The sequence below is a fragment of the Spongiactinospora gelatinilytica genome (assembly GCF_003236385.1).
Taxonomy (GTDB): Bacteria; Actinomycetota; Actinomycetes; order Streptosporangiales; family Streptosporangiaceae; genus Spongiactinospora; species Spongiactinospora gelatinilytica.
Genome location: NZ_POUA01000952.1, coordinates 1 through 380 on the forward strand (window position 1 = coordinate 1; position 380 = coordinate 380).

General features: G+C 65.0%; 1 protein-coding gene. It reads right to left on the minus strand.

What is annotated here, in order from left to right; genetic code table 11:
* The coding region (locus C1I98_RS46930) for a 3-deoxy-7-phosphoheptulonate synthase (RefSeq protein WP_111172272.1) at nucleotides 1-380 on the minus strand (380 nt) is incomplete at both ends.

The following is a 380-nucleotide window of genomic DNA, read 5'->3' on the forward strand; positions in this document are numbered from 1 at the left end:
CGATGATCGCGTCCGAGGCAACCTGCACGCCGCCGTCCGTGCCGTTCTTGAAACCGATGGGGCAGCTCAAGCCTGAGGCGAGCTGCCGATGGCTCTGGCTTTCTGTCGTGCGCGCGCCGATCGCGCCCCATGCGATGAGGTCGGCAATGTATTGCGGGCTCAGCAGGTCGAGAAATTCGGTCGCGGCGGGCAGCCCGAGCGCGTTGACGTCGAGCAGCAGTTGCCGCGCAGCCCGCAGCCCTTCATTGATGCGGAAGCTGCCGTCCAGGCGCGGGTCGTTGATGTATCCCTTCCAACCGACCGTCGTGCGCGGCTTCTCGAAGTAGACGCGCATCACGATCAGCAGGTCGTCCTTCAGTGCATCTGCGGCAGCCTTGAGG